This window comes from Pseudomonas sp. AN-B15 (assembly GCF_019056475.1).
GTDB classification, from domain to species: Bacteria; Pseudomonadota; Gammaproteobacteria; order Pseudomonadales; family Pseudomonadaceae; genus Aquipseudomonas; species Aquipseudomonas parakoreensis.
This window is the reverse complement of record NZ_CP049737.1, coordinates 1,598,718-1,619,900: the sequence shown is the minus strand read 5'-3', so window position 1 is coordinate 1,619,900 and position 21,183 is coordinate 1,598,718. Positions and strand designations below refer to the sequence as shown.

General features: G+C 59.9%; 17 protein-coding genes. 8 read left to right on the top strand and 9 right to left on the bottom strand.

Annotated features, from left to right (window positions below):
• Nucleotides 1-319: 319 nt before the first annotated feature.
• Both GTQ41_RS07495 and GTQ41_RS07490 read right to left on the bottom strand, forming a co-directional pair.
• On the bottom strand, nucleotides 320-919 hold the full coding sequence (locus GTQ41_RS07495; protein ID WP_047292378.1) for an FMN-dependent NADH-azoreductase: 600 nt from the start codon (nucleotides 917-919) through the stop codon (nucleotides 320-322).
• Nucleotides 920-1,147: 228 nt separating this feature from the next.
• Nucleotides 1,148-1,462, bottom strand: coding sequence for a hypothetical protein (locus GTQ41_RS07490; RefSeq protein ID WP_047292375.1), 315 nt, complete (start codon nucleotides 1,460-1,462; stop codon nucleotides 1,148-1,150).
• 49 nt (nucleotides 1,463-1,511) lie between these two features.
• Here GTQ41_RS07490 and GTQ41_RS07485 point away from each other — a divergent pair, with 49 nt between their 5' ends.
• From GTQ41_RS07485 to aqpZ, 5 genes are all read left to right on the top strand, one after another.
• Entirely contained in the window at nucleotides 1,512-2,435 is a 924-nt protein-coding gene (locus GTQ41_RS07485; protein ID WP_041070257.1) for a LysR family transcriptional regulator, read from the top strand.
• Between the two features lie 14 nt (nucleotides 2,436-2,449).
• Nucleotides 2,450-3,253: an alpha/beta fold hydrolase gene (locus GTQ41_RS07480; protein ID WP_047292373.1), complete on the top strand. Its 804-nt coding sequence runs from the start codon at nucleotides 2,450-2,452 to the stop codon at nucleotides 3,251-3,253.
• Nucleotides 3,254-3,256: 3 nt separating this feature from the next.
• Nucleotides 3,257-3,820, top strand: a complete 564-nt coding sequence (locus GTQ41_RS07475; RefSeq protein WP_047292371.1) for a peptidylprolyl isomerase — start codon at nucleotides 3,257-3,259, stop codon at nucleotides 3,818-3,820.
• Nucleotides 3,821-3,908: 88 nt separating this feature from the next.
• The gene (locus GTQ41_RS07470) at nucleotides 3,909-5,741 is read left to right on the top strand and encodes an ABC transporter ATP-binding protein (RefSeq protein ID WP_047292369.1); all 1,833 of its coding nucleotides are present in this window, start codon (nucleotides 3,909-3,911) and stop codon (nucleotides 5,739-5,741) included.
• A gap of 350 nt (nucleotides 5,742-6,091) precedes the next feature.
• Nucleotides 6,092-6,787, top strand: a complete 696-nt coding sequence (aqpZ, locus tag GTQ41_RS07465) for an aquaporin Z (protein ID WP_047292367.1) — start codon at nucleotides 6,092-6,094, stop codon at nucleotides 6,785-6,787.
• Between the two features lie 98 nt (nucleotides 6,788-6,885).
• Here aqpZ and GTQ41_RS07460 read toward each other — a convergent pair whose 3' ends face one another.
• The gene (locus GTQ41_RS07460; RefSeq protein WP_047292365.1) at nucleotides 6,886-8,010 is read right to left on the bottom strand and encodes a GNAT family N-acetyltransferase; all 1,125 of its coding nucleotides are present in this window, start codon (nucleotides 8,008-8,010) and stop codon (nucleotides 6,886-6,888) included.
• A 278-nt stretch (nucleotides 8,011-8,288) separates the two neighbouring features.
• Between GTQ41_RS07460 and GTQ41_RS07455 the strand changes: the two genes are divergently transcribed.
• Nucleotides 8,289-9,611: a putative porin gene (locus GTQ41_RS07455; RefSeq protein WP_007966005.1), complete on the top strand. Its 1,323-nt coding sequence runs from the start codon at nucleotides 8,289-8,291 to the stop codon at nucleotides 9,609-9,611.
• Between the two features lie 179 nt (nucleotides 9,612-9,790).
• On the opposite strand, the gene GTQ41_RS07450 is transcribed toward GTQ41_RS07455, so the two are convergent.
• The 5 genes from GTQ41_RS07450 to aceK form a co-directional block, all read right to left on the bottom strand.
• The gene (locus GTQ41_RS07450) at nucleotides 9,791-10,024 is read right to left on the bottom strand and encodes an anti-sigma factor (protein ID WP_047292363.1); all 234 of its coding nucleotides are present in this window, start codon (nucleotides 10,022-10,024) and stop codon (nucleotides 9,791-9,793) included.
• Nucleotides 10,018-10,632, bottom strand: coding sequence for an RNA polymerase sigma factor (locus tag GTQ41_RS07445; protein ID WP_003222662.1), 615 nt, complete (start codon nucleotides 10,630-10,632; stop codon nucleotides 10,018-10,020). The genes GTQ41_RS07450 and GTQ41_RS07445 overlap by 7 nt, the downstream gene beginning before the upstream one ends.
• A gap of 106 nt (nucleotides 10,633-10,738) precedes the next feature.
• A complete protein-coding gene (locus GTQ41_RS07440; RefSeq protein WP_047292361.1) occupies nucleotides 10,739-11,860 on the bottom strand; it encodes a beta-ketoacyl-ACP synthase III in 1,122 nt (373 codons plus the stop codon).
• 322 nt (nucleotides 11,861-12,182) lie between these two features.
• A complete protein-coding gene (gene hrpA, locus GTQ41_RS07435) occupies nucleotides 12,183-16,094 on the bottom strand; it encodes an ATP-dependent RNA helicase HrpA (protein WP_047292359.1) in 3,912 nt (1,303 codons plus the stop codon).
• 169 nt (nucleotides 16,095-16,263) lie between these two features.
• The gene (aceK, locus tag GTQ41_RS07430) at nucleotides 16,264-17,985 is read right to left on the bottom strand and encodes a bifunctional isocitrate dehydrogenase kinase/phosphatase (RefSeq protein WP_047292357.1); all 1,722 of its coding nucleotides are present in this window, start codon (nucleotides 17,983-17,985) and stop codon (nucleotides 16,264-16,266) included.
• Between the two features lie 219 nt (nucleotides 17,986-18,204).
• On the opposite strand from aceK, the gene GTQ41_RS07425 reads away from it, so the two are divergent.
• Complete coding sequence (locus GTQ41_RS07425) at nucleotides 18,205-19,098, top strand: DMT family transporter (protein ID WP_047292355.1); 894 nt, start codon at nucleotides 18,205-18,207, stop codon at nucleotides 19,096-19,098.
• Nucleotides 19,099-19,211: 113 nt separating this feature from the next.
• On the opposite strand, the gene GTQ41_RS07420 is transcribed toward GTQ41_RS07425, so the two are convergent.
• Complete coding sequence (locus GTQ41_RS07420; protein WP_047292353.1) at nucleotides 19,212-20,075, bottom strand: DMT family transporter; 864 nt, start codon at nucleotides 20,073-20,075, stop codon at nucleotides 19,212-19,214.
• 472 nt (nucleotides 20,076-20,547) lie between these two features.
• On the opposite strand from GTQ41_RS07420, the gene GTQ41_RS07415 reads away from it, so the two are divergent.
• Nucleotides 20,548-21,072, top strand: coding sequence for a hypothetical protein (locus GTQ41_RS07415; RefSeq protein ID WP_306453279.1), 525 nt, complete (start codon nucleotides 20,548-20,550; stop codon nucleotides 21,070-21,072).
• Nucleotides 21,073-21,183 lie beyond the last annotated feature (111 nt).

The window sequence follows — 21,183 nt, the reverse complement described above, 5'->3', positions numbered from 1 at the left end:
CTCTGTTTCGAATGGCGGCGACGATAGCCGGTTTTACATTCCGCAACCAACACAAAATCCCCTGTAGGAGCTGCCGCAGGCTGCGATCTTTTGATTGTAAAAAACAACATCAAAAGATCGCAGCCTGCGGCAGCTCCTACAGGGAGAGCAGTGAATCAGAGAAATCCCAGACAAAAAAAAGCCCGATCTCGCTAAAGCGTTCAATCGGGCTACAGCACTCAGGAGCAACAAGTGCAAAGGGAGGTTCGATGCGCGTAGAGCCTTGAAGGGGTTGCGCCAGGTCACTTAAACAAGCGGCGATTATCTGGCGATTAACCCATCAAGCGACTTGGGACAGTTTGGCGTTGGCCTGATTCAAGCCCTTCTCCTGGAAGTCGCCGCCCAGATTCATGCCTTCGGCGTGAATGAAGGTCACGTCGTGGATGCCGATGAAGCCCATGACCTGACGCAGGTACGGTTCCTGATGGTCGGCCGGGCCGCCGGCGTAGATCCCGCCGCGAGCGGTAAGTACGTAGGCACGTTTGCCGCTGAGCAGGCCTTGCGGGCCGGTTTCGGTGTACTTGAAGGTCACTCCGGCACGCAGCACGTGGTCGAGCCAGGCTTTCAGAGTGCTCGGGATAGCGAAGTTGTACATCGGCGCCGCCATCACCAATACGTCGGCGGCCAGCAACTCCTCGGTCAATTCGTTGGAGCGGTCCAGCGACGATTGTTCGTCGGCGTTGCGCTGCTCGGCAGACTTCATCCAGCCGCCCAGCAGATTGGCGTCCAGGTGGGGTACCGGGTTCACGGCGAGGTCACGCACGGTGATCTGATCGTTGGGGTGCGCGGACTTCCACTGGCTGATGAAGGTCTGGGTCAGTTGACGGGAAACCGAGTCTTGCTGGCGGGCGCTGCTTTCGATGATCAGAACGCGGGACATGGTGTGTAGTCTCCATCCGAGAATGTTGTAGGTCGATGGAGTGAAGGTTAAACAGGGTTGTATCGATGAAAAAGCGCAAATAATTGCTGCAAAGCATCGAATAATTCGTTTAGATGCAGTTTGTACCTTGTGGGAGCGATCCTCCTCGCGAAGGCGGCGTGTCAGCCAGAGAAGGTGTCGACTGACACTAGGCCTTCGCGAGCAGGCTCGCTCCCACAGGGATCGCCGTTATTTCGGGCTGCAGCTCAAATCGATGCGCAGCCTGATGATCTCGCGAGAGAACTTGGCCGTGGCGTTCGTATGCTTGCGGGCCGGGACTTCGATGTTGCGCGTACGTGGCGCTTCCGGGCCATTGTTGAAAACGGCTTTGCAGACGGCATCGACATCACCGAAGTTGACCACTTTTATGGAGCCGATGTCCTTGTCGGTGTCATAGGTTTCGTAGTCGATCTTCAAGCCATTGAGATTTTTCTGCACATCGATCGGGTAAGCAAACGCTGGCAGCGGCAGCAGCGCCAGCAACACACAACAGAATTTTTTCATTCGCCAGTCTCCATGAGGGATGGCCAGCTTAGGACAAGAGGAGCTATTGATGAAAGCGCCCCGCGTGACCCTTGATCAATGGCGAACATTGCAGGCCGTGGTCGATCACGGCGGCTTCGCCCAAGCCGCCGAGGCACTGCACCGTTCGCAATCGTCGGTGAGTTACACCGTCGCCCGCATGCAGGACCAGCTCGGCGTGCCCTTGCTGCGCATTGACGGGCGTAAGGCGGTACTCACCGAAGCCGGTGGCGTATTGTTGCGCCGCTCGCGGCAACTGGTGAAACAGGCCAGCCAACTGGAAGACCTCGCCCACCACATGGAGCAAGGTTGGGAGGCCGAGGTGCGGCTGGTGGTTGATGCGGCCTACCCGAGCGCACGCATCGTCCGGGCGCTGACCGCGTTCATGCCGCAAAGTCGTGGCTGCCGCGTGCGCCTGCGCGAGGAGGTGTTGTCGGGGGTCGAAGAAGTGCTGCTGGAAGGCGTGGCCGATCTGGCGATCACCGGTCTGAGCATTCCCGGCTATCTCGGTGCGGAATTGAGCGATGTCGAGTTTGTTGCCGTCGCCCACCCGGACCACGCCTTGCATCGGCTCAATCGCGAACTGAGCTTCCAGGATCTGGAAACCCAGATGCAGGTGGTGATTCGCGACTCCGGGCGCCAGCAGCCACGCGACGTCGGCTGGCTGGGTGCCGAACAGCGCTGGACGGTCGGCAGCCTTGCCACTGCCGCAACGTTCGTCAGCAGCGGCCTGGGTTTCGCCTGGTTGCCCCGACACATGATCGAACGCGAATTGAAGGAAGGCACGCTCAAGCTGCTACCGTTGGTTCAGGGCGGCAGCCGCAACCCGAGTTTCTATCTCTACTCGAACAAGGACAAACCGCTGGGCCCGGCGACACAAATCCTCATCGAACTGCTGCGCACCTTCGACACCTTGCCGCTGGACGCACCGTTCGCCGCCCCCGAACAAGCCTGACACGGAGTTCACCGATGGCGTATTTCGAGCACGAAGGTTGCAACCTGCACTACGAGGAATATGGCCACGGTACGCCGTTGCTGCTGGTTCACGGGCTCGGCTCGAGCACCCTGGACTGGGAAATGCAGATTCCGGCACTGTCGGCGCATTACCGGGTGATCGTCCCGGATATACGCGGTCACGGTCGCTCGGACAAACCCCGCGAGCGCTACAGCATCGCCGGTTTCAGCGCTGACCTGCTGGCGTTGATCGAGCACCTGAACCTCGGTCCGGTGCATTACGTCGGGCTGTCGATGGGCGGGATGATCGGTTTCCAGTTCGGTGTCGATCACCCTCACCTGCTCAAAAGCCTGACCATCGTCAACAGCGCCCCCGAAGTCAAACTCCGCAGCCGCGACGATTACTGGCAGTGGTTCAAACGCTGGAGCCTGATGCGTGTGCTGAGCCTGGCAACCATCGGCAAGGCGCTGGGCGGCAAACTTTTTCCAAAACCGGAACAGGCTGATTTGCGGCAGAAAATGGCCGAGCGCTGGGCAAAAAACGACAAACGTGCTTATCTCGCCAGCTTCGATGCGATTGTTGGCTGGGGCGTTCAGGAACGACTTTCCCGGGTGACCTGTCCAACCCTCATCGTCACTGCCGACCGTGACTACACACCGGTGGCGCTGAAAGAAACCTATGTAAAACTGCTGCCCGATGCGCGGCTGGTGGTCATCGCCGATTCGCGCCACGCCACCCCGCTCGATCAACCCGAACGTTTCAATCAAACGCTGCTGGAGTTTCTCGCCGCAGCCGACATTCAATCTCAGGATCACTGACCCATGCTGAAAAAACTCGCCCTCGCCGCCGGCACTGTGCTGTTCGCTGCCAACCTGATGGCTGCCACGCCGGCAAAAGCGCCGCACGTGCTGCTGGACACCACCAACGGCCAGATCGAAATCGAACTGGACCCGGTCAAGGCGCCGATCAGTACCAAAAACTTTCTGGATTACGTCAACAGCGGCTTTTACACCAACACCATTTTCCACCGCGTGATCCCGGGCTTCATGGCCCAGGGCGGCGGTTTCACGCCACAGATGCAGCAGAAAGAAACCAAGGCGCCGATCAAGAACGAAGCCAGCAACGGTCTGCATAACGTTCGCGGCACGCTGTCGATGGCACGCACCTCCAACCCTGATTCGGCCACCAGCCAGTTCTTCATCAACGTGGCCGACAACGCCTTCCTCGATCCGGGCCGTGACGCCGGTTACGCGGTATTCGCCAAAGTGGTCAAAGGCATGGACGTGGTCGACATCATCGTCAACTCGCAAACCACCACCAAACAGGGCATGCAGAACGTGCCTTCCGACCCTGTGATCATCAAGTCGGCCAAAGTCATCGACTAAGCTGTACAGGGCGTTTCGAGCGGCGCAGGCCTGACGCCACGCCGCTCACACCGATAAAAGGAGAGCCCGGCCTCCGGGCGGTTATCTGATGCTCTATCGCCGTTTCGAACAACTGATCGACATATTCCGCGATGCTCCGACGGCGGCTCCGCCCAATCGCGTGCTGCCCTTCTATACCTATTACCTGAAACAGGTCTGGCCGAGCTTTGCCGCTCTGTTGGTGGTCGGTCTGTTTGCTGCGTTGATCGAAGTGGCGCTGTTCAGTTACCTGAGCCGCATCATCGACCTGGCCCAAGGCACGCCCAACCCGAATTTCTTCAGCGACCACGCCCTCGAACTGACGTGGATGGTGGTGGTTGCGCTGGTACTGCGACCGATCTTTTTCGGCCTGCACGACCTGCTGGTGCACCAGACCCTGAGCCCGGGGATGACCAGCATGATCCGCTGGCAGAATCACAGCTATGTGCTCAAACAAAGCCTGAATTTCTTCCAGAACGACTTCGCCGGGCGCATCGCCCAACGCATCATGCAGACCGGCAACTCGCTGCGTGACTCCGCCGTGCAAGCGGTCGACGCGCTGTGGCATGTGGTGATCTACGCGATCAGTTCGCTGGTGCTGTTCGCCGAAGCCGACTGGCGCCTGATGATTCCGCTGCTGACCTGGATCGCCGCCTACATCGGCGCCCTGTATTACTTCGTGCCACGGGTCAAGGATCGCTCCGTGGAGGCCTCCGATGCGCGCTCGAAACTGATGGGGCGGATCGTCGACGGCTACACCAACATCGCCACGCTGAAGCTGTTTGCCCACACCAACTTTGAACAGCATTACGCCAGGGAAGCCATCGAGGAACAGACGGTCAAGGCGCAGATGGCCGGCCGCGTGGTGACCAGCATGGACGTGGCAATCACCGCCATGAACGGTCTGCTGATCGTCGGCACCACCGCGCTGGCGCTGTGGCTGTGGACGCAGTCGTTGATCACGGTCGGCGCTATCGCGCTGGCTACGGGTCTGGTGATTCGCATCGTCAACATGTCCGGCTGGATCATGTGGGTGGTCACCGGCATCTTCGAAAACATCGGCATGGTGCAGGACGGTCTGCAGACCATCTCACAACCGGTCAGCGTGACTGATCGCGAACAGGCCAAACCACTGGCGGTGGCCCGTGGCGAAGTGCGTTTCGAGCATGTGGATTTTCACTACGGAAAGAAGAAAGGCATCATCGGCGACCTCAACCTGACCATCAAACCCGGCGAGAAAATCGGTTTGATCGGGCCGTCCGGCGCCGGCAAATCGACGTTGGTCAACCTGCTGCTGCGCCTGTACGACGTCGAGGGTGGACGGATCCTGATCGATGGGCAGAACATCGCCGAAGTCGGCCAGGAAAGCCTGCGCGCACGGATCGGCATGATCACGCAGGACACCTCCCTGCTGCACCGCTCGATCCGCGACAACTTGCTGTACGGCAAGCCTGACGCCACCGACGCCGAACTCTGGGATGCGGTGCACAAGGCTCGCGCCGACGAGTTCATTCCGTTGCTGTCGGACGCCGAGGGCCGCACCGGTTTCGATGCACACGTCGGCGAGCGCGGGGTGAAACTGTCCGGCGGCCAGCGCCAGCGCATCGCGATTGCCCGGGTGCTGCTCAAGGACGCGCCGATCCTGATCATGGACGAAGCAACCTCGGCACTGGATTCGGAAGTCGAAGCAGCGATCCAGGAAAGCCTCGAAACCCTGATGCAAGGCAAAACCGTGATCGCCATCGCTCACCGCCTCTCGACCATCGCCCGCATGGATCGGCTGGTGGTGCTGGAAAACGGCAAGATCGCCGAGAGCGGCACCCACGCCGAATTGCTCGCCCATCGCGGGTTGTATGCGCGGTTGTGGGCGCACCAGACCGGAGGATTTGTCGGCATCGATTGATCACAAAAAACCCGATTTTGTGAGCTTTTGTGGCGAGGGAGCTTGCTCCCGCTCGACTGCGCAGCAGGCGCAAAGCCCGCCAACTGTGTGAGTCTGACACTACCGGTGCAGATAGTTTTGGGACAGCTTCGCTGTCCAGCGGGAGCAAGCTCCCTCGCCACGCAATGTTTGTCCGCCAAAAAACCGCCCCAGCCCGCCAACCATGGGCTCTGGCGGTTTTTTCATGTCTGCTGGCAATCCATCCAAAGCCTGCTGTACTCAGCCAAGGTTCCAGCACGGAACCTGTCGTAAATCTGCAAGGAAGCACAACTCGATACAGTCTCGATAGCACGCCTATCAAGGACTCTCTCATGTCTCTGTTCAAACGTTCAGTTACTGAGTTGTTGGGTACGTTCTGGCTGGTTCTGGGTGGATGCGGCAGCGCAGTGCTCGCTGCGTCTTCGCCCTTGGGCATTGGAGTGCTGGGGGTGGCCCTGGCGTTTGGTCTGACGGTGCTGACCATGGCGTTCGCCATTGGCCACATCAGCGGATGTCATCTCAACCCGGCCGTCTCGGTCGGTCTGTTCGTTGGCGGCCGGTTTCCGGCCAAAGAGTTGCCCGCCTATATCATCGCGCAGGTGCTCGGCGCGATTCTCGCCGCGGCGCTGATTGCGCACATTGCCAGCGGCAAGGAGGGTTTCGATATTGCCGCAGGTCTGGCCTCCAACGGGTATGGCGAACACTCACCGGGCAAATACTCGATGGCCGCAGGCTTTGTCACCGAGTTGGTGATGACCGCCATGTTCGTGATCATCATCCTCGGCGCTACCGACAAACGCGCTCCGGCGGGCCTTGCACCGATCGCCATCGGCCTGGGTCTGACGTTGATTCACCTGATCTCGATCCCGGTCACCAACACCTCGGTCAACCCGGCGCGCAGCACCGGGCCGGCGCTGATGGTCGGCGGCTGGGCGATCGCACAGTTGTGGATGTTCTGGGTCGCGCCGCTGCTGGGCGCGGTGGTGGGCGGCGGAATCTATCGCTGGCTGGGTAAAGAAGAAACCTGAAGGATGCCTGAGCTCCCTTTGTAGGAGCTGCCGAAGGCTGCGATCTTTTGACTTTTAAAGAGCAAAAGATCGCAGCCTCCGGCAGCTCCTACAGGGATCTAGGTTTGACGGTAGGGCAAGGCAGTTTTTGCTTCTTCGGCATAGGCGAGGATGCCGGCACGTTCCTGTTTCAGAAAATCCTTCACCGCCGCTTTCAACCCGGGATGGCGCAAGTAGTGCCACGAATGCGTGATCACCGGTTCAAAGCCGCGAATCAGTTTATGTTCACCCTGGGCACCCGCATCAAAGCGCTGGTAGCCGTGGGCGATCGCGTAATCCATGCCCTGATAGAAACACGTCTCGAAATGCAGCCGGTCAAACTCGGCCAGACATCCCCAATAGCGTCCATAGAAGCTGTCGCCCCCGACCAGACTGAAGGCCATCGCCACCGGCCGTGAACCCTGTCTGGCGAAGACCACCCGAATCGCCTCCGGCATCCGCGCAGCCAACAGACTGAAGAACTCGCGCGTCAGGTACGGCGCCTGTCGGCGCACGGCATAGGTGTTGGCATAGCAGGCGTAGACAAAATCCCATTGCGCCTCGTCCAGCTCACGCCCTTCCAGCCATTCGAACTCGAAGCCCTGCCCCGCCACTTGCTCGCGTTCCTTGCGCATCTGCTTGCGCTTGCGCGAGCTGAGCACGTCGAGAAAGTCCTGAAAGTCCCGGTAACCGCGATTCTGCCAGTGGTACTGACAGCCGATGCGTTGCAACCAGCCCGGTTGCTCGGCCATGGCGGCATCGGTGAACGGGTCGGTGAAATTGATGTGGGCGCTGGAAAGTTCTTCGATTTCCAGATAACCCGGCAGGCTTTTGAGCAGTTCGAAGCCGTCCTCGACATTCGCCGCCAGCAGGCGCGGGCCACTGACTGGACTGAACGGCACCGCGGTCAGCAGCTTGGGGTAGTAATCGATCCCGGCGCGAGCGCAGGCATCAGCCCAACCGTGATCAAAGACGTACTCACCGTAGGAATGCCATTTGCGATAACCGGGCAGCGCGGCGATCAACCGATCGCCTTCAACATGCAGCAGATGCTCGGGTTGCCAGCCGGTGTGCGGGCCGACGCTGCCACTGTCTTCCAGTGCGCCGAGGAACGCATGGCGCAGAAACGGCTGGTTCTCGGGCACCAGCGCATCCCAGGTCGCGGGGGCGATTTCTGACAGGTTTTGCAGACGTTGCAACGGCATCAACTGGCTCTCCACATCTTGGCGTCAAAGCCCCGCGAGTATCGCTGATCAGCTTCCATTGCACACGCTCATTCGGGCGACAGTGCTCTGGCTCGATAGTTCACGAGGACTTTGCATCGTCATCGACATGACATCACTTAGCCACTGCTCTGTCATAAACCATCGCGATACTCGCTCCTGTTTTTAGAGCGCCGGGTTCTACCCGGACACTGTTTTCCGACGTGCGCGTCGGTGTGCCCAGGATGGTTCAGCCATCCCTCTCATCTTCGGAGATTGCTATGCGTCTTGCTTCCACGAAAACTGCGGCGGCCCTGTGCGGTGGCCTGTTGCTGGCCATGAGCGTTCCGGCCAGTGCTGCAGTCGACGCCAAACTGCTCGACATGCTCAAGGCTAACGGTTCCATTTCCCAGGCGCAGTACATTGAACTGCAAACTGAACTGGCCAAGGATCAGAAGGCTCAGCAAATCGCGCAGCAGGCGCAGCAAGAGACCAACGAGCAAATCGCGGCAACCGCGAAGAAAACCAATGAGCTGAGCTCCTTCGACCAGAAGCTTGCCTGGGCCGCCAAGACCCAGTTCAAGGGTGATGTGCGTATCCGTCAGGAGACCGTCAAGATCGACGGCGAATCCAACAACGGTGGTCGCGACAAGGATCGCCAGCGTATCCGTGCCCGCCTCGGCGCCTACACCGAGATCAACCCGCAAGTCGACACCGGTATCCGTATTGCCACCGGCGGCGGCGACGATGCCCGTTCGACCAACCAGGACATGGACAACTACTTCGACAAGAAGCAGATCTGGCTCGACCTGGGTTACATCGACTACCACCCCGACGCCATCAAGAACCTGCACGTGATCGGCGGCAAGATGCTGCAACCCTGGGTCAGCATGGGCGACGTGATCTGGGACAGCGACATCAACCCGGAAGGTCTGGCCGTGACCTACAAATACCCGCTGGGCAGCAGCGCCGAACTGTTCGGCAGCCTGGGTAACTACACCCTCAAGGACAACGTCGACGGCGAAGGCGTGCAATTTCGCCACGACCTGCGCCTGACCGCAGGCCAGTTGGGCAGCCGCTTCGCGATCACCGACAACCTGAAACTGACCCTGGGCGGCAGCGTCTACGCCTACCAGAACGACGAGGACAGCCGTTGCACCGGGACGTCCACACCGTGCGCACTGTCGGTCAACGGCAACTCGGCCAACAACGAATTCCGTCTGTACGAGGGCTTCAGCCAGATCGATATCGGTGGTTTGCCAATGCCGCTGTCGTTCTACGGCCAGTACGTGAAGAACAACGATGCGGTGACCGATGCCGACACTGCGTGGCTGGTCGGCGCCAAGTCGAAAGTCTTCGGCCTGAACCTGGACTACAACTATCGTGACGTACAGCGTGACGCCGTGGTCGGCGCATTCACCGACTCCGACTTCGCCAACGGCACCACCGGTTCCCGTGGCCACAAGTTCAAGGTCGGTTACGACATCGACAAGAACTTCGCCATCGGCGCCACCTACTTCCTGACCAAGGCCGACTTCTCCAGCCGTACCCAGCGTGACGCAGACACCAACACCCTGCAGCTGGACGCGGAAGCGAAGTTCTAAAAAGCGTCACCTGTAGCCTGACGCGGGCGGGACGATCCCCATCATCCGTTCGTTTCATCCGCGTCGGGCTATTTCTGCAAGATGCAAGAACACTGTAGGAGCTGCCGGAGGCTGCGATCCTTTGATCTTGTTTTTGAGGATCAAAAGATCGCAGCCTCCGGCAGCTCCTACAGGGGGCTCTATTTTTCTTTGCGGCGTTGCTCGGCCAGGCGTTCGGCCAAAGCGTCAATACCCGCCTCGGTTTTCTCCGGCATCGCCTTCAATGTGGCCTGCATCAAACGCATCTGGCGAATGAAACGCCGACAGTTGGGGCAGAACATCAGGTGGTGGCGCACCAACAGTCTCTCGCGAAAGCTCAACTGGCCATCGAGGTAATCGCTGGAGCGCGCTACTTGTTCCTTGCAGGTCAGCATTCGCCGGTCTCCTCAAAATGCTCCACCGTGGCGAAGACTTTCAGCCGCGCACGATGCAGCAGCACACGGACATTGGAGAGCGAGATCTCCAGAAGATTACAGATCTCCTCCAGCTCCAGGCCCTGACGCTCGCGCAGCAGCAAAACACTGCTTTGCAGTTCCGACAGGCTGAGCAAGGTGTGCTCCAGGCAGTCGCGCAATTCGCTTTCCGTCAGCAAGGCTTCCGGCGTGTCCTGATGCCAGGCGAACGGCGCCACCAGCCAATGACCGTCACCGGGAGAAAAGCGGTCATCGTCGATGGTGCCGTGGGGTGACGGCAGGTCATCCATCAAGACTTCGCGACGATTTTGTTTGTAACGACTCTTGGCCGAGTTGGCAGTGATGGTCAGCAGCCAGGTCTTGAGACTGGAACGGCCCTCGAAGCTACCGATGTGGCGCACCACCGAAAGCCAGGCGTCCTGCACCACTTCTTCGACATGGCGCTGGCCGACAATCGCGTAAGCCACAGCACGCATGGCGCTCTGGTAGGTGCTGACCAGTTCCTTGAAAGCTTTTTGCTCACCGGCCAACAGGCGTTCGAGCAGTTGGGTGTCGTCCGTTGCGGCCATGCGCGCCTCGTTTTCAGATGGTCGAAAGCAAAAGATCGCAGCCTGCGGCAGCTCCTACAGAGATCAGTGTAGGAGCTGCCGCAGGCTGCGATCTTTTCAGGCGCACTCAGCGCTTGCGCAGAATCACGCTGCCGATCGAGTAACCGGCGCCGAACGAGCTCAGCACGGCCAGCGAACCGGCGGCCAGATCGTCCTGATATTTATGGAAGGCAATGACCGAGCCCGCCGAACTGGTGTTGGCGTAGGTGTCGAGAATCACCGGGGCTTCTTCTTCAGTGGCTTCACGGCCCAGCAGCTTGCGCACGATCAGGTGGTTCATGCTCAGGTTGGCCTGGTGCAGCCAGAAGCGCTTGACGTCGCCGACGTTGAGTTTGTTCTCTTCCAGATGCTCACCGATCAGCTCGGCGACCATCGGGCAGACGTCCTTGAACACCTTGCGGCCTTCCTGCACGAACAGTTTGTCGCGGGCCCCGATGCCCTCCTCCGCCGCACGGTTGAGGAAGCCGAAGTTGTTGCGAATGTTGTTGGAGAACTTGGTCAGCAGTTTGGTGCTGACCACATCGAACTGGTACTTGGAGGTCGCCAGGTCGGCGCGCTCAATGATGACCGCCGTCGCCGCGTCGCCGAAGATGAAGTGGCTGTCGCGGTCGCGGAAGTTCAGGTGACCGGTGCAGACTTCCGGGTTGACCATCAGGATCGCCCGGGCCTGACCCAGTTGCACGCTGTTGGCCGCCGCCTGAATGCCGAAGGTCGCCGAGGAGCAGGCCACGTTCATGTCGAAACCGAAGCCCTGAATGCCCAGTGCTTCCTGGACTTCGATGGCGATGGCCGGGTAGGCGCGCTGCAGGTTGGAGCAGGCGACGATCACGCCGTCGATGTCGGCAGCGGTCTTGCCGGCACGTTGCAGCGCCTGTTCGGCGGCGCCGATGGCCATCTGGCAGAGGACCGACCATTCGTCGTTGGAACGCTCCGGCAGACGCGGGGCCATGCGTTGCGGATCGAGAATGCCGTCCTTGTCCATGACAAAGCGGCTCTTGATGCCGGAGGCCTTTTCGATGAACGCGGCGCTGGATTCGGTCAGCGCCTGGACTTCACCACGGGCGATGGCATCGGCGTTGTCGGCGTTGAATTGCGCGACATAGGTATTGAAAGACTGCACCAGCTCTTCGTTGGAAATGCTGTTGGCCGGGGTGTACAGGCCGGTGCCGCTGATGACGACGTTATGCATGGTCGTTTCTCTAATCTGTTCAGGCAGAAAGCGCTGGCACCGACGTACCAACACACAAAGGGTCTGTTCCCGTCCGCAGGACGCTGACCTGGCATCGCTTTATTCCGCCACGTGACCCGACCGAAGGCTCTGGGTCACGAAACCGGCGTTTATGGTCGCGAAGTTTGCCATAAACCTTGGCTTTTGGCGCCTTTCTCATGCCAAACCCAATCACTGTAGGAGCTGCCGAAGGCTGCGATCTTTTGATTCTGTTCCTGTAAAAAGCAAAATCAAAAGATCGCAGCCTGCGGCAGCTCCTACAGGGGTGATGCAGGGTTGGGGATCAAGCCTCGACCTGACTCCATTGCTTGCTCAGCCGCTTGTCCGAGATCGGCACTTTCGTTCCCAACTGCTGGGCGAACAGCGACACCCGGTATTCCTCCAGCCACCAGCGGTACAACTCCAGCTGCGGATCGCGTTTGCCTTCCTGGGCATGTTTCGCCGCGCGGACCTGGTATTGCGCCCAGAGGCCGGCCAGTTCACCGCTCCAGACGCGATCCTTCTGTACTTGCGCACCGAGTTTCTCGAAACGCTGCTCGACCGCCTTCAGATAGCGCGGCAACTCCTTGAGCCATTGCATCGGTGTTTCCCGGACGAACCCCGGATACACCAGATGGCTGATTTGCTGCTTGATGTCATTCAGCGCCACCGCCTGAGCCAGATCGATCTTGCCCTTGAAGCGCTTTTGCAGGCCGTGCCACAGCTTGAGAATCTCCAGGGTCAGCCGCGCCACGCGCTCGGCGTGTTGGGTCCAGCTGCCGCGTTTGCGTTCGGCCAATGCCGCCAGCCCGGCACCGTCACGCGGCAACGGGTCTTCGCCCTCCAGAATGCAGCTGTCGAGACTGGCCAGCAGAATGTCTTCCACCAGCGCGTCCACTCGGCCCAACTCACGATACAGCAGGCCCAGCTCGGTGATGCCCGGGAGTTTGCTGCGCAGGAACTTCGCCGGTTCCGTCAGTTGCTGCATCAGCAGCCGCTGCAAGGCGCGGCGATGCTGGAATTCGGCTTCGGCCGGGGTCGAAAACCGCCCTTCCTTGACCGTGCCGCCTTCTTCCACCAGTGCCGGATAGACCGTCATCGACAGGCCGGCAATCTTCTGCTGAGTCTTTTCCGCCACCGGAGCGAAGACCTTGGCCTCCACCGGTTGCTGACTTTTCGCACTTTGCGGCACGGCCAAAGCCGCTTGACTGGCTTCGGCGAAGCGCGCGGTGAGCTCGGCCAGATCGCGTCCCTCACCAAGAAACTTGCCTTGGCCGTCGACGATTTCCAGGTTCATCCGCAGATGGCTTTCGACCTGCTGCGCCGCTTCCGCCCACGCCTCATCGCTGACTCGGGCGCCGGTCATGCGCAGCAGTTCGCGACCCAGCGATTGCGGCAACGAGCCCTCAGCGAAGGTCATGCGCTGCAACGCCGCTTTGATGAAATCCGGCACCGGCACGAAGTTTTTGCGCAGGGCTTTCGGCAGATTGCGCACCAGCGCAATGCACTTGGCCTCGATCAGCCCCGGCACCAGCCATTCCAGACGCTCCGGCGGCAGCATCGGCAGCAGCGGTGCCGGCACGCGCAGGGTCACGCCGTCGCGCGGGTGATTGGGTTCGAAGTGGTAGCTGAGCGCCAGCTCCAGATCGCCGATGTGCAACGTGTCAGGGTAGTCGCGCGCGGTGACTTCGCTGGCCTCGCGGGCCAGCACGTCCTCTTCGCGCATGATCAGCAGCTGTGGGTTCTTCTGGCTGTTGACCCGATACCAACTGTCGAAGGTCGCGGTCTGGTGAATCTCCGCCGGCAACCGCGCATCGTAGAACGCGTACAGGGTTTCTTCGTCAGCGAGAATGTCGCGGCGCCGGGCCTTGGCTTCCAGTTCGTCGAGCTGTTCGAGCAATTGTTTGTTGGCGCTCAGGCACTTGGCTTTCGACTGAATCTCGCCGCGCACCAGACCCTCGCGGATAAACAGCTCACGCGACACCACCGGATCCACCGGGCCGTAATGCACCGGGCGGCGACCGACCACGATCAGCCCGAACAGGGTAATCTGCTCGTAGGCCACAACCTGGCCGCGCTTCTTCTCCCAGTGCGGTTCGAAGTGGTTTTTCTTGATCAGGTGCCCGGCCAGCGGCTCGATCCAGTCGGCGTCGATCTTGGCGACCATGCGCGCGTAAAGCTTGGTGGTTTCCACCAGTTCGGCGGTCATCAGCCACTGCGGGCGTTTCTTGCCGATGCCCGACGACGGATGAATCCAGAAGCGCCGCTGACGGGCGCCAAGGTAATCGCCGTCTTCGGTTTTCTGACCGATCTGGCTGAGCAATCCGACCAGCACCGCTTTGTGCAGTTTCGGGTAATCCGCCGGTTCCTTGTTGAGGCTCAACTGCATGTCGCGGCAGATCAGACTCAGCTGGCGATGGGAATCACGCCACTCGCGCAGACGCAGATAATTGAGGAAATTCTTCCGGCACCAGTTACGCAGTGGGCTGGCGGTCAGCGCTTGGCGCTGTTCTTCAAAACCACGCCACAGATTGACCAGACCGGCGAAGTCCGAATCGCTGTCCTTCCACTGCGCGTGGGCCTGATCCGCCGCTTGCTGACGCTCCGGCGGACGCTCGCGCGGGTCTTGAATCGACATCGCACTGGCGACGATCAGCACTTCCTGCAAGCTGCCGAGCCTGGCCGCTTCGAGCAGCATGCGGCCCATGCGCGGGTCCACCGGCAGGCGCGCCAACTGGCGCCCGAGCGGGGTCAGCTGACTGTTGCGATCCACCGCCGAGAGTTCTTGCAGCAGGTTGAAACCGTCGCTGATCGCCTTGCCGTCCGGCGGCTCGATGAACGGAAACGCAGTGATCTCACCGAGGCGCAGGTGCAGCATCTGCAAGATCACGGCGGCAAGGTTGGTGCGCAGAATTTCCGGGTCAGTGAATTCCGGGCGACCGAGGAAATCTTCCTCGCTGTACAGCCGCACGCAAATCCCCGGTTCGACCCGGCCGCAACGACCTTTACGCTGATTGGCACTGGCCTGGGAAATCGCCTCGATCGGCAGGCGTTGGACCTTGGCGCGATAGCTGTAGCGACTGATGCGCGCGGTGCCGCTGTCGATCACGTACCGGATGCCCGGCACGGTCAACGAGGTCTCGGCGACGTTGGTCGCCAGCACCACGCGGCGTCCCGGATGCGACTGGAAAATCCGCTGCTGTTCAGCCGGCGACAGGCGCGCGTACAGCGGCAGGATTTCGGTGTGTTTGAGCTGAGCCTTGCGCAGCATGTCGGCGGCGTCGCGAATCTCGCGCTCGCCGGGCAGGAACACCAGCACATCGCCGGGACTGCGGCGTTCACTGCGCTCGTAGGCGGCGATCTCGTCGAGGGTGGCGAGGATCGCCTGATCGACGGTCAGGTCGTCTTCGACGCGGTTGCCCTCTTCGTCCTGCTCGAGCGTCAACGGGCGATACCAGGTTTCAACCGGGAAGGTGCGGCCGGACACTTCGACAATCGGCGCGTCATCGAAATGCTTGGAGAAGCGCTCCAGATCGATGGTCGCCGAAGTGATGATGACTTTCAGGTCCGGACGACGCGGCAGCAGGGTTTTCAGGTAACCGAGCAGGAAGTCGATGTTCAGGCTGCGTTCGTGAGCTTCGTCGACGATGATCGTGTCGTAGCGTTCCAGATAACGGTCATTCTGGGTTTCCGCCAGCAGGATGCCGTCGGTCATCAGTTTGATCAGGGTGTTGGCATCGCTCTGATCTTCGAAACGCACCTGATAACCGACCAGCGCGCCCAGTGGCGTACCGAGTTCTTCGGCGACCCGACTGGCCACACTGCGCGCCGCGATTCGGCGCGGCTGGGTGTGGCCGATCAAGCCATGCTGACCGCGACCGATTTCCAGGCAGATTTTCGGCAACTGCGTGGTTTTACCCGAACCGGTTTCGCCGGCGATGATCAGGACCTGATGCTTCTCCAGCGCAGCCTTGATCTCATCGCGCTTGGCGGCAATCGGCAGGCTGTCGTCGTAACGAATCACCGGCAGGCTGGCACGGCGCGCCAGCACTTGATCACAGGACGCCTGCAGGCGCGTCACCCACTGGGCCAGCTTGGCCTCGTCGGGTTTCTTGCGCAGCTCGAGCAACTGCCGCCGCAGCCGGTGACGGTCGGCGAGCATGGCGTGATCGAGGTTTTTCAGCAGTTTGTCGATGGAGGGCGATTCGTCGGTCATCGGGTACGCAATTCGGTCGTCTATATGTGCAGGGGGCGGATTGTCGCAGATTTGCTCTCGATTGACCTGCTTCCCCTGTAGGAGCTGCCGCAGGCTGCGATCTTTTGACCTTGTTTTTAAAAATCAAAGTCAAAAGATCGCAGCCTGCGGCAGCTCCTACAGGGGGGAGTTATTCGTTGTCGAGGCCTTTACGGCGGTAGGGGAACACGTCGATGACTTTCCCGGCGCGAATCGCCTCTTGCAAACCCTTCCAGTAATCGGCGTTATACAACTCGCCGTGCAGTTGATCGAACAGTTTGCGCTGCCCGGCATCGGCGAACAGGAACGGCGGAAACTCTTCCGGGAACACATCCAGCGGCCCGATCGAATACCACGGCTCGGAAGCCATTTCGTCCTCGGGGGTGCGTGGCGCGGGGATGTGGCGGAAGTTGGCTTCGGTCAGGAAGCAGATTTCGTCATAGTCGTAGAACACCACCCGCCCGTGCCGGGTAACGCCGAAGTTCTTCAGCAGCATGTCACCGGGAAAGATATTGGCCGCCGCCAGTTGCTTGATCGCCAGGCCGTAATCCTCCAGTGCCTCGCGCACCTGCGCTTCGTTGGCGTTGTCCAGATAGAGGTTGAGCGGGGTCATGCGGCGCTCGGTCCAGCAGTGGCGGATCAACACCGTGTCGCCTTCGACCGAGACCGTCGACGGCGCGACGTCAAGCAGCTCTTCCAGGCACGCCGGATCGAACTTGCTCAGTGGAAAACGGAAGTCGGCGAATTCCTGGGTATCGGCCATGCGCCCGACGCGGTCGACACTTTTCACCAATCGGTATTTTTCGATGACCGTTGCCCGGTCGACGTTTTTCGACGGCGAGAAACGGTCCTTGATGATCTTGAACACGGTGTTGAAGCCCGGCAGGGTGAACACGCTCATGACCATGCCGCGCACGCCCGGCGCCATGATGAATTGATCGTCGGTGTTGGCCAGGTGATTGATCAGCGCGCGGTAGAACTCGGACTTGCCGTGTTTGTAGAAGCCGATCGAGGTGTACAGCTCGGCGATGTGCTTGCCCGGCAGAATGCGCCGCAGGAAACCGATGAACTCCGCCGGCACCGGCACATCGACCATGAAATACGAACGGGTGAAAGAGAAGATGATCGACACATCGGCTTCGTCGGTGATCAGCGCGTCGATCTGAATCCCGCGGCCTTCACGGTGCAGCAGCGGAATCACCAGCGGCCACTGCTCGTTGGGGGTGTAGATGCGCCCGACCAGATACGCGCCTTTGTTGCGGTATAGCACCGAGGAAAACAGCTCGACGCTCAGCTCCGGATCCTTGCACACCCAGTCCGGCAAATTCTCGCGCAGTTGCGCTTCGAGGCGCTGCAGATCACCGGGCAGATCGGCGTAATCCTCGCTGAAACGGTAGTCGGCAAAGATGCTCGCAAGCATCGACGACAGCTGACCTTGCGGCTTGTAGGTGCGGGTTTGCGCAGCCCGGGCGCGGCGCAGGCTCGGCCGGGTGGTGTGGATGAACATGCAGCCGTCGCTGATCAGGTCGTGGCTGAACAGCCCGCAGAAGATCGAGTTGTACCAGGTCTCGGACAGCTCATCGTCGAAGCGCAGGTCGATCACGCTGATGTAGGCACTTTTCACCAACGGCCAGCTGCCGACATTCATCAACGTCTCGTCGTCGAAATGCTCGCGCAGGCGGGCGATGGTTTCGCCGACCTTTTCCTCGTAGAGATTGATCCGCGCCGCCGAGGCGGTCTGCGTTTCCTGCCAGCGCGCCTGCTCGAAGCGCTCGCGCGCGCCATCGGTAATCCGCCGGAAGTGCTCGCGGTAATCGTCAAAGCCATCGAGGATCATGCGGGCGATGTCGGTGGCTGGCCATTGCTGCGGCATAGAAGAGACCTCGGCGTACAAGTGGAAATCTGTGCCTGAGCTTAGCCACGGAACCGGGTGCAGGTGAAGTGCAATTTCTGCCAAAACCGGAACGCCAGCGCGCATCGCTGGCATTTTTCACCAGGCAACCCGCTGCAGCGAATTAAATGCCCGATTAGCGGTTGCCATCGCCGGGACGCTCGGCAACACTCTCGTCCCGATCAAGGAAGGAGTGCCATCGTGAGCGCTGTCGATATTTTCCGCATGCTGTCGCTGGCAGCCATCTGGGGCGCGAGTTTCCTGTTCATGCGCATTATTGCGCCGGTGATTGGCACCATTCCGACCGCGTTCTTTCGGGTGTCGATAGCGGCCGTCGGGCTGCTGGTGATTCTCGGGTTGATGCGCATCAGCTGGGACTTCAAAGGCAAACTGAAAACCGTGATGTTGCTGGGGGTGATCAACTCGGGGATTCCGGCGACGCTGTATTCGGTGGCGGCGCAAGTGTTGCCGGCCGGTTACTCGGCAATCTTCAACGCCACCACGCCGTTGATGGGCGTGTTGATTGGCGGGCTGTTTTTCAGTGAAAAACTCACTGTCGCGAAACTGACCGGGGTGTTTCTCGGCTTGTTCGGTGTCGGTGTGCTGACGCGTGCAGGGCCGGTGGCTTTCGATCTGCCATTGCTCATGGGCGCCCTCGCCTGCCTGCTTGCCACCACCTGCTACGGTTTCGCCGGATTTCTCACGCGACGCTGGCTGGATCACAGCGGTGGGCTCGACAGTCGTCTCTCAGCCGTGGGCAGCATGCTCGGCGCTTCGCTGTTTCTCTTGCCGCTGTTCGGCTACAGCGTGATCACCGCACCACCGGCAAGCTGGGGCGGCTGGAGTGTATGGCTATCGCTGCTGGGCCTGGGGCTGGGTTGCACCGCGTTCGCCTACATCATCTATTTCCGCTTGCTCAGTTCCATCGGCCCGGTCAAATCGATGACCGTCACCTTCATGATCCCGGCGTTCGGCGTGTTGTGGGGTGCGTTACTGCTGGATGAGCCGCTGTCGATGGCTCACTTGTACGGCGGGGTGTTGATTGCGCTGGCGTTGTGGTTGGTGTTGAAGCCGGCGGTAGCAACCGCCCGCTGATTGGCGGCGTCGATAAGTCAGTCTTCGCGAGCAAGCCCACATTTGGAATGCATTCCCCTGTGGGAGCGAGCCTGCTCGCGAAGGCGGCCGAACAGCCGCCATCAGTTTACGGATCAGCCGGTTTTACGGAACACAAACGCCAGACCGACAATGATCAACAGCATCCCCAGCACACTCAGCGCCGCCAGACGATTGCCGAAAATCAGATAGTCCATCAGCGCCGTCACCGCTGGCACCAGATAGAACAGACTGGTGACGTTCACCAGATTGCCCCGAGCGATCAGGCGGTACAGCAAAAGCGTCGCCAGCACCGACACCACCAGTCCCATCCACAACACCGGCACGATGAAACCGGCGCTGTGCTCAAAGTGGAACGGTTGAAACGGCACAAATATCCCGCACAACAACAGTCCGGCCAGGTATTGCACTGGCAGCGTGCCGAGGGGATTGTCGGTGATGCGTTTCTGCATGATCGAACCCAGAGTCATGCTCGCCAGTGCAAGCAGGCCGAACAGCATCCCGGCCCAGGACATCCCCGCCAGACCGATCCCCTGGTAAACCACCATGATCAGCCCGGCCAGGCCCAGCGCCAGACCGAACATCCGGCTCGCCGAGCGCTGCCGCTCCATCAACACCACAGTGAGGATCGGCTGTACGCCCATGATGGTCGCCATCACCCCCGGCGTGACTTTGGTGTTGAGCGCCAACAGATAAAAAATCTGATACGCGCCCAACAACACCAGGCCCGTTGCAATCGCGAACAGCATCGGTTTGCCACCCTTGGGCAGCTTCAACTTGAGCAGCGGCGTCAACAGCAGCAGCCCGCACAGGGCGATCACAAAGCGAATCAGCAGAAAGGCAAAGGGCGAGGCATGGGCCAGGCCCCATTTGGAGAAGATCGCACCACTGCTCCACAGCAGAACGAACAGGCTCGTGGACATCGCCGCAAACGCGGATTGTTTCGAAAGGACAAACATGAATACCACCTGTAGTCAGGCAAATAGCCAACTCAGCCGAGGCTGAAATTCAGTAGGTGTTTCTGGGGGGCGCAGGGGTCAGCAAAGAATGCCGATCAGCCCGAAACGCCAACGCCCGGCGGTGATACGACGGCGCACACCGGCGTGCTACTGACAGGTGGAGGGTAATGACTGATCTGCCCGGGCTGCTGATTCCCGCACGGCACGACGCCAGCGTTGACCGCTGAATCGACTACCGCGTTGATGAGGGATGCAGGCATTGGGACTGATCTTTTTTGAAGGATTTGAAATGTGAATCAGCTGATTCACGAGCGCCGACTATAACCAGCGCGGGACATGGATTGCAATGATTTGGCCAAAGGGCCAGCAGGGACAGTTGGCGGCGAGGTGAATAGGCTGATGAGCAAGGGATAGGCCCATTGATGGGGAGACAGGGAATGCTCGGGATCACATGCCAAGGGAACGGACATATTTGCGGTATCAGGTCTATCGGTCAGAGGCGCGGAAGCAGGCTGCTATCGTTACCCTTCAACTACAGCTTCAGTTGGAACGCCATGGTCCGACTGCCATCGATTTGTCGAAAGTACGTTTCGAACCTATCAACCAACAAGCACTTCAGGCATCAACTCTCTGGAGAGACCAGCACTTTTGCTGGAATGAGGTCATTGAGTGGAAAGGTCGAGAGCCTTTATCTCTGGACATCGCTATCTGGTTTGAAGAGGAACTGTGCGGGCTGTGTTTCGCAAATCCAAATGCCAGCAAAAACAGAATACGAATTGTGCGTCTGGAGGGACGCCCCTACGAATCCCATCCGTTAAAAAGACGTATCGGGGCACTGGCGATGATTGTGATTGAACAATACGCCCAACTCATAGGCAGCAAGGTTCTCGAGATCCAAGAACCTTTGAAGGGCGCGATTTCACACTATCAAGAGCTTGGCTTCGGCTTCGACGCTGGTGGCCGCCTTGTCAAAACCCTGGAGAACCTAGTATCGTGAAAACTGTTCAATTATCGATCAACTCAGGAGGAGAAATGAGCAAATCAACAAAGAAGCCGTCCTCCAGAAACGAGATACCCCCTCTCGGCAAAAAATCCGATGAGATAACGC